The 8,027-nt window shown below is 70.4% G+C and carries 9 protein-coding genes; 4 read left to right on the top strand and 5 right to left on the bottom strand.

What is annotated here, in order from left to right; all coding sequences use genetic code 11:
• The 4 genes from HMPREF3159_RS06555 to HMPREF3159_RS06570 all read left to right on the top strand — a co-directional run.
• On the top strand, window positions 1-1,966 hold a 1,966-nt coding region (locus tag HMPREF3159_RS06555), incomplete at its 5' end, for a DUF4118 domain-containing protein (RefSeq protein WP_070500227.1).
• Window positions 1,963-2,694, top strand: a complete 732-nt coding sequence (locus tag HMPREF3159_RS06560) for a response regulator (protein WP_070500215.1) — start codon at window positions 1,963-1,965, stop codon at window positions 2,692-2,694. The genes HMPREF3159_RS06555 and HMPREF3159_RS06560, both read left to right, overlap by 4 nt.
• Before the next feature lie 217 nt (window positions 2,695-2,911).
• Entirely contained in the window at window positions 2,912-3,748 is an 837-nt protein-coding gene (locus HMPREF3159_RS17445; RefSeq protein WP_168165389.1) for a hypothetical protein, read from the top strand.
• Between the two features lie 73 nt (window positions 3,749-3,821).
• On the top strand, window positions 3,822-4,367 hold the full coding sequence (locus tag HMPREF3159_RS06570) for a TetR/AcrR family transcriptional regulator (protein WP_256374515.1): 546 nt from the start codon (window positions 3,822-3,824) through the stop codon (window positions 4,365-4,367).
• A 705-nt stretch (window positions 4,368-5,072) separates the two neighbouring features.
• On the opposite strand, the gene HMPREF3159_RS06575 is transcribed toward HMPREF3159_RS06570, so the two are convergent.
• From HMPREF3159_RS06575 to HMPREF3159_RS06590, 5 genes are all read right to left on the bottom strand, one after another.
• Window positions 5,073-5,771 (bottom strand): hypothetical protein, encoded by a 699-nt coding sequence (locus tag HMPREF3159_RS06575; RefSeq protein ID WP_070500220.1) that lies wholly within the window; start codon window positions 5,769-5,771, stop codon window positions 5,073-5,075.
• 6 nt (window positions 5,772-5,777) lie between these two features.
• Window positions 5,778-6,311, bottom strand: coding sequence for a thermonuclease family protein (locus tag HMPREF3159_RS06580; protein WP_070500223.1), 534 nt, complete (start codon window positions 6,309-6,311; stop codon window positions 5,778-5,780).
• Between the two features lie 82 nt (window positions 6,312-6,393).
• A complete protein-coding gene (locus HMPREF3159_RS17450; protein WP_070500225.1) occupies window positions 6,394-7,059 on the bottom strand; it encodes a DNA-processing protein DprA in 666 nt (221 codons plus the stop codon).
• Window positions 7,060-7,082: 23 nt separating this feature from the next.
• Window positions 7,083-7,229, bottom strand: coding sequence for a hypothetical protein (locus tag HMPREF3159_RS17455; RefSeq protein ID WP_168165391.1), 147 nt, complete (start codon window positions 7,227-7,229; stop codon window positions 7,083-7,085).
• 407 nt (window positions 7,230-7,636) lie between these two features.
• Window positions 7,637-7,972, bottom strand: a complete 336-nt coding sequence (locus HMPREF3159_RS06590; RefSeq protein ID WP_070500226.1) for a hypothetical protein — start codon at window positions 7,970-7,972, stop codon at window positions 7,637-7,639.
• Between the last annotated feature and the right edge of the window lie 55 nt (window positions 7,973-8,027).

An 8,027-nucleotide genomic window follows, 5' to 3' on the forward strand; every position in this document is an offset into this window, starting at 1 on the left:
CCCCGCCGAGAGAGTGGACGCGGCGCTGTCGAACTACTTCCGCCTCGGGAACCTCACCGCACTGCGCGAGCTGGCCCTGCTGTGGCTCGCCGACGAGGTCGACCAGGCACTGAAGGACTACCGCTCCGAGCACTCGATCGACAGCCGCTGGGAGGCCCGCGAGCGGGTGGTCGTGGCGCTGACCGGCGGGTCCGAGGGGGAGGCGCTGCTGCGCCGCGGCGCCCGTGTCGCGGCGCGCTCCGCCGGTGGCGACCTGATCGCCGTGCACGTCACCAGCCAAGACGGGCTGCTGCACAGCAGCCCCGGGGCGCTCACCCGGCAGCGCGCCCTGGTCGAAGAGCTCGGCGGCACCTACCACCAGGTGGTCGGCGAGGACATTCCCACCTCCCTGGTGGGCTTCGCTCGCTCCGTCGAGGCGACCCAGCTCGTGATCGGGGTGAGTCGGCGTGGTCGTCTCGCTGCCGCACTCACAGGACCCGGCATCGGGGCGACTGTGGTGCGCGAGTCCGGGGACATCGACGTGCACATCGTGACCCACTCCGCCGCTGGCGGCCGCCTCGCATTGCCGCGGATCGGAGGGGCGCTCACCCCCGCCCGCCGTCTGGCGGGTTTCGTCCTTGCGCTGCTGGGCGGTCCGTTGCTGACCGCCGCGCTGCTGGCCCTGCGCACCGAGGAGTCGATCACCTCCGACGTGCTCAGCTACCAGCTGCTCGTTGTCGTGGTCGCCCTGACCGGCGGGATTTGGCCCGCGCTCTTCGCCGCGCTGCTCTCCGGTCTCACCCTCGACTTCTTCTTCATCGACCCGCTGCACACGATCTCCATCGCCGAGCCGCATCACCTCCTCGCGCTGCTGCTGTACGTGACGATCGCGGTGCTGGTGAGCGTGGTCGTAGACCGTGCGGCACGACGCACCCGAGCCGCCCGACGGGCCGAAGCGGAGTCCGAGCTGCTCCAGACCGTGGCCGGCAGCGTGCTGCGCGGGGACGATGCGATCCAGGCACTCGTGGACCGCACCCGCGAGGCCTTCCAGCTGGACGCGGTCGAGGTCCGCGACGAGGACGGCACCGTGCACGCCTCCTCTGGCGCCCCCCTGCCGGAGTCCGGGACCACGGGCCTCCCGCTCGCCCAGGACGCCCGTCTCGTGCTGCACGGCGGGGACCTCCGGGCCTCTGAACGGCGCCTCCTCAGCGTCGTCGCCGCGCAGATCGACGCCGCGATCGAGCATCGCCGGCTCGCCGCGACCGCGGAGGAGATCATCCCGATCGCGGCCTCCGACAGGGTGCGCGGTGCGCTGCTTTCGGCGCTCAGCCACGACCTGCGCCGCCCCCTCGCCGCGGCGGCGACGGCCGTGGGCGGGCTCCGCACCGCCGACGGTCACCTCTCCCCGGAGGACACGCGGGAGCTCCTACTCACGGCCGAGGAGAGCTTGGACTCGCTCGCCGCCCTGGTGGGCGACCTGCTCGACGTCAGCCGCCTGCAGGCCGGAGTCCTGACCATCACGAGCCTCCCCACGGATCCCGCCTCGGCGATCGCCCAGGCGCTCGACGAGCTGGAGCTCGGCCCCACCGCGGTGCGTCTCGCCCTCGCCCATGACGAGCACACCGCCGAGGCCGACCCGGTGCTGCTCAAGCGGGCCCTCGTGAACCTGCTGGCCAACGCCGCCCGCTACTCTCCACCTGACCGACCGGTGACCCTTACTACCAGTACCTTCGGCTCCCGGCTGGAAATCCGGATCATCGATCACGGGCCAGGCATCCCCGAAAACCGCCACAACGATGTCTTCGTCCCCTTCCAACGCCTCGGCGACACCGACAACACCAGCGGTCTAGGCCTCGGACTCGCCCTGTCCCGCGGCTTCGTCGAGGCGATGCACGGCACTCTGAACCCTGAGGACACCCCGGGCGGTGGATTGACCATGGTCGTCTCCCTCCCTCTCTCCCCTCCGACGCCGCAGGAGACCCCATGAAGATCCTCATCGCGGACGACGATCCACAGCTCCTGCGCGCCCTGCGAATTACACTCACAGCCAAGGGATACTCCGTGGTCACCGCGAGCGACGGCGCCGACGCGATCAGCACCGCGATCGACGAGCACCCGGACCTCTATCTCCTGGACCTGGGCATGCCGCACTTCGACGGAGTCGAGGTGATCCAGGCCCTGCGCGGCTGGACGCAGGCTCCGATCCTGGTGGTCTCCGGGCGCACCGGCGCGCCCGACAAGGTCGACGCCCTGGACGCGGGCGCCGACGACTACGTGACCAAGCCGTTCTCCGTCGAGGAGCTGCTCGCCCGGATCCGCGCCCTCACCCGACGGGTCCCGCAGGACGAGGAAGTGATGGTCGTCCGCCTCGGCGACGTCACGATCGACCTCGCCGCCCGCAGCGTGGTGCGTCATCTACCCTCCGCCCGCCGCCAGATCCGACTCACACCCACCGAGTGGCAGGTGATCGATACCCTGGTCCGCCACCGCGGGAAGCTCGTCTCGCGCCGGACCCTGCTCACCCGGATCTGGGGCACCGAGCACGTCGAGGACACCGGCTACCTGCGCCTGTACATCTCGCAGCTGCGCAAGAAGCTCGAGGACGACCCGTCCAGCCCGCGCCATCTCCTCACCGAGCCCGGGATGGGATACCGCCTCGAGGATGCCGTTCTGGAACGGTCGGGAGGCATCGACGGGGCCGCATCGCCCTCCTGACCCTCTTCGCCTTCGACCCCGACGGGGAGACACCAGATTGACACGAGGCGCACCGAGCCAAGTAGCGCCGCAAGTGCCCCGCCATCAACCGTGCACATCCACAAAAAAACAGCCAATCTGACACACATCTGCTCACTCGGGTATACCCCAGAGTTGCACCTGCAGGCAGTTCGGGGAACGCCAAGTGGACCCGTGGCCGACGATGCAGACTCGGGGCATGACGATTCCCCCTTCGATCCCGGACCCCGCCGCCGCGCTTCGGTCAGCGCTCAAGAGCTTTGACCCGCTCGCCTATACGCGCAACGCGCTTAGGGGCTTCGATCCCACTGCCGCGGCCCGCGCCGTGATGGCTGACTTCGACCCGGCCGCCGCTACACAGGCGACCTTGCGGAACTTCGATCTGACGGCTGCTACGCACATCTCGGCGCAAAGCATCGACGTCACTGCCTTGACTCAAGCTGCGCTGAGAACGCTTGACCCATCGGCTGCGCTGAAGCGCGCGTTGGCCTCGTTCGCTCCGACCGCGATCGGGCAGGTGGAGCTAAGGACGATGTCGTTCCAGACAGGAGTCGACGTCCTAGGCATCCTCAAGAGGATGAGCCTGACGACCGACCAGGTGCCGGCAGTGCCGGTTCCAGGATTCGATGCGGCGGTCAGGGATGCTCTCACTTCTGCCGCGGCTGCCGTCGGGGCGAACATCGACCTCCCCGAGGGCGAGATCGAGTATGCGGCGATGCCCGACCCGGCGATCTCTCTCAGCCCTGAGTTTGAGGAGCTAGCGGCCTCCGCGGCTGAGCGACACCAAAGCGCAGATTGGCCGCAGACAGCGCGCACCACGATCACCTGGATCTCCTACATCATTCTCATCCTCAGCCTCACCCAGCAGGCCGCGCCCACGATCCACGAGAATGATCCGACAGGCATGACGGATGTTGTCGCAGAGCACTGGCCCGAGCAGGCCCAGCTCCCTGACTGGTTCGTGGATATCTACCTGCTGGCCTACGCCATCAAGTCCGCACGCCCTCGGTCGACGGAAGACTCTGAGAGCGACTGACCGAGAGCGTCCTGCCGGCCACGAGTCGTGTGCGACGGTGGGACGATGCGGTGTGGCCACGAGATCGAAGAACATGCGCGAACGGGACGCTCGAGTGGTCGCGGCTGCCTGGCGGTTGATCGCCCGCGAAGGTCTCGGTGCTCTCACCGTGAAGGCCCTTGCCGACGAGGCCGGCGTCGCGCCGAGCTCGATGCTGTACACGATGCCGAATCACGCGGTAGTCCGGGAGCGTGCCCTCGCGGCGATCGCACCGGCCATCCGGAAGCGGATCAACGCGCTGCCGGCCGAGCCGGCGGAGGGGTCTGAGCGGGCACGGATGCTGCTCGAGGCGATGCTGCCGCTCGACGCCGAGCGCCGTCTCGAGGCATCCGTCTTGCAGGTGCTCAGCGCGAGCGCGCTCACGGAGTCCGGCCTGCAGCCGATCTGGCGGGAGGTCGACGGGACGATCCGCGACGTGTGCGCCCAGGCGCTCCGCTCTCAGGGCATCCGCGGCGACGTCGTCGCCCTGGATCACCTCCACACGGTCATGACCGGGCTGATCGCCCAGCTCATGAACCGGGGCGAGTCCCGCTCGACCAGGTGGGCTCACGCGGTCCTCGAGCGAGCATTGGCCGGGTAGCTGCTCGACGCTCTCGTGGGCTCACCGGTTATGAGACTCGGCTCGGCCGCAAGGCGCGAGGGTGGCCCGCACCCTCGCCGCCGGGGGAAAGCGCTGGGGTGCGGGCCACGTCGAACACGCTACCTGGGCGTGGGCGGCGGGCCGCTGCTGGGCAGCGGCTCATCCCCGCCCGGAGCGCCGACGCGGTGCAGGCATCCGGCCGGCACTCCCGGACCTCAGCCGTCGGCGCCGGCGACCTGTCCCGTATAGCGGCAACGAGTGCTGGGCCGGTGTCGCTTGATCGGGTCACGGTCAGTGAACTGACACATGGGTGATCCTTTCCGCCCCGCCAGCCGGACGCTTCGCGTCCGATCGACCGGAGGGACATACCGCCCAGTGGGCGGGTCTCACCGTCATGTGTGCCGCACCGGCCGACGACGGCGCGGAGAGGATCTGCGACCCCTAGGGGGAGGCCGTCCGGATCGTCAGGGCTCGCGCGTAGGCTGGCGCGCCCACTCGGCGGGAGGAGGTGAGTCGGGAGATCGCGGAGGCGCTGGTCATGGCGGTGGCACTGGTGACGGCGATGCTCAATCTCGGCGCGGCTGTGCTGCGGCTGCTCGAGGCGGAGCGGGGTCGACCTCGTCGGGGTCGTGGCGGACGGCACCGGCGGTGAGTAGGCGGGAGGGGTCGGCTGGCGAGCCGGCCCCTCCCGCTGCTGGGTCCGGGCTACGGGGCGGGGTCGCGATTCGGGACGATGTAGAAGAGCTGGCGGCCGCGGGCCGGGGTGAATCCGTGGCGCATGTACTTCGTGTGCAGCTCGGTCGTGTGAGCAACAGCGGTGACGACGACGCGAGGGGGAATGACGGTGCGAAGGAGAGTCCGGGCGAGCCGCGCTGCAGCCGGTTCGGTGTCCGGGAGCTGCGCGAGCATCATCAGGTCCCAGCGCTCCCCTGCTGGGATCTTGCGCCGGAGCGGGCGCAGCCGCTTCCTCTCTCGCCGGCTGTGCCGACTGCCGATCATCGCGTCGACGAGCAGCACGACGCAGAACGTCGCAGCGACACCGGTCCCTGCCTCGAGCACGTACCCCGGCTCGAGTCTCGATGCGAGGCTGAGGGGTACGCCGACCGTGACGAGGAACGCGACCACGGCGGTGCCTCCGGCGAGGCTGCGGAGGTTGCGGCGGGGCGCGGCTACGGCCACTCCGGTGCGGGACGGGTCGAGGTAGAGGTATCCGGGCACGGTGCTGTAGATCGCGATGAGCAGGAGGAACGGCGTGACGGCGAGGGCGTGCACCTGTGCGAGGCGTCGGGAGTGAAGACGGCGGCCGACGCGCGACTCGTTGGTGAAGGCACGTGAGAGGATCCACGCGGCGCGCGGGATGTCTCGCCACCGTGCGGGTCGGGGACCTGGTGCGTTGGCGGTCATGGCTGATCACTTGCTCTGGTCGAGGTCGGGGCAGGCTCTCCATGAGCCGGCACCGGCGTCGCGGGCGGTTGCGGTGGCTGCCTCGTAGTCTGCCGTGCGTGTTGGTGCAGGTTCGCTCGAGGGCGCCCAGGCGTAGGCGTAGCCGGCGGCGATGAGGGCGGCGCCGGTGTCGGTGCCGTCCTCCAGCTCGACGTAGCGCAGGAGTCGGCCGTAGCGGTCTTCGTCGTCAGCCTGGGGGTCGCTGATGAGCTCGATGGCGGTGCCCTCGGGGAGAAGGGCGCGCAGCTGCTCGGCGGCTGCCTCTCCCCCGCACTGGCCGGGCTCGTCGTCGTGCGGCAGCTCGGGGGTGTTGATGCCGAGGAGGCGCACGCGCTTGTTCTCACCTTCGCTGTCGGTGACCTCGATGGTGTCGCCGTCCAGGACGTAGTCGACGGCGGCGGTGTCCGTCGTCGCCTCCGTGGGGGCGAGGGGCGTGCAGGCAACTGTGAGAGGTGCGAAGGCGGCGAGAGTGAGTAGCGCTCGGAGCGGGGCGATGGCCATGGCGGGCTCCTGGTCGAAGGGGGTGTATCGAGTGTGCCGGGGGCGGGCGGGATCCGGGAGGATCCCGTCCGCCCCCGGGTGGTCATGCGGCGTGACGGCGGTGGTTGAGGAGGTCGGAGTGCTCGCCTCGGTAGGGGTGGGTGGTGTTGTTGGCGGTGGCGATGAGGTCGGCGTCGGCGGGGTCCTCGGTCCAGAGTTGGGCACCCTCGCGCAGGAGGCGGAGCGGGAATGCGCTCGCGGCGCTGGTGAGCGGGCCGGGGACGGCCCAGACGGAGGGGCAGGTGAGGGAGGCTCCGTAGGCGGTGCTGCGGTGCGCGCCCTCAACGAACAGGGCATGGTGGGCGATCGCGCCGCGGAGGGCGGCGGCGTCGAGGAGGTCCCAGCGGGTGGGGCCGGCGTCAGGGTCGGTGGCGACGGTGAGGAGGAGGCCTCCCTGGTCCTGCACGTGGTGGGCGAGGTGGGCGTTGCCGCGCGGGTAGGGGCGGTTCAGGCCTGCGGCCTGGACGAGGACGGTGCGGTCCGGGCGGGCGGCGCGGACGGCGGTGCCGTCGATGCCGTAGGCGGTGCTGGCGATGAGGATCGCTCCGCGCTGGGTGAGCATCTCGGTGGTGCTGGTGGTGACGGCCTCGCCGTAGGGGGTGCTGGCGCGGCTACCGGTGATGAGGACGCGGCCGGGGGCGACGAGGAGGTCGAGGTTGCCGCGGGCGGTGACCTGGCGGCCGTGGATGGTGAGGGTCTGGTCGGTCATGGTGTGCTCCTTGGTGGTGAGGGTCAGCGGTTGCGGAGGTCGGCGAGGGCCTCGGCGAGCTCGGGGCAGTCGGGCTGGTGCGCGGTGAGGTCGCGGCCGCCGCCGTAGAACTCGCTGAGAGCGGGGATGTCGCGGTGGCAGCTGTGGCAGTGGGTGGTGTTCTCGTCCATGGGTGTCTCCGTCGGTGTGGTGGGTGGCCCGGTCGTTTTTTCCCCGTGCCCTGGTGCTTTTGAACGGGCCCCGGAGCGAGGGAGCACACCCGGAGGGCCGGGTAGTCGAGAAGTTCTCGGCGAGATAAGCGCAGCGCGTCGGGAAGTTGTCGGCTGCCCGGACCCCGCGCAGCGGGGTTGTGTGGAGGAGCGCAGGGGTCATAGTGAGAAGCCCAGGACACGGGGAATGAGGGATGCGCCCCGCGACGGGTCGCGGGGCGTGCGCAGGGGCCGGCGGAGCCGGTCGCCGTCAGAGGGTCGCCGGTGAGGCGATGCTCGAGAGCACGGAGTGCGCTGTAGCGGCGGAGTGCCCGGCGCAGCCGGGCGCCGCTTGGGTGAGGGACCCGGGCCCTTGGCCCGGGTCCGGCTCACCGGTCGGTGCGGTTGTAGACGTCGCCCTCGATGTACTCGAGGCTCTCGCCCGTGGCGGGGTGCTGCGCGGTCCAGTAGTAGGCGGCGTTGTACTCGGTGACCTCCCATCCGGCGATGGTGAGCGAGCCCAGGAGTTCGCGGTCCATTCCGCCGTGGAAGAACCCCGAGTCGGAGCTGTCGCTGCCCAGGAGGCGAAGGACCTCGGCGCTGGTGGTGGGTGCGGCGGCCTCGATCTCGTCGAGCTGCCGGTGGATGCGGCCCCAGAACGGGTCCTGGCGCTGGCGAGCCTCCATCTCGAGGAGGCGCTCGTAGGTGCTGATCTCGGGGGTCATGGTGTGCTCCTTCGTCCTGCTGTTCGGGGGTGCTGACAAGGAGCGGGGGATGCGC

Origin of the sequence: Brachybacterium sp. HMSC06H03 (genome assembly GCF_001807385.1) — a bacterium.
GTDB lineage: Bacteria > Actinomycetota > Actinomycetes > Actinomycetales > Dermabacteraceae > Brachybacterium > Brachybacterium conglomeratum.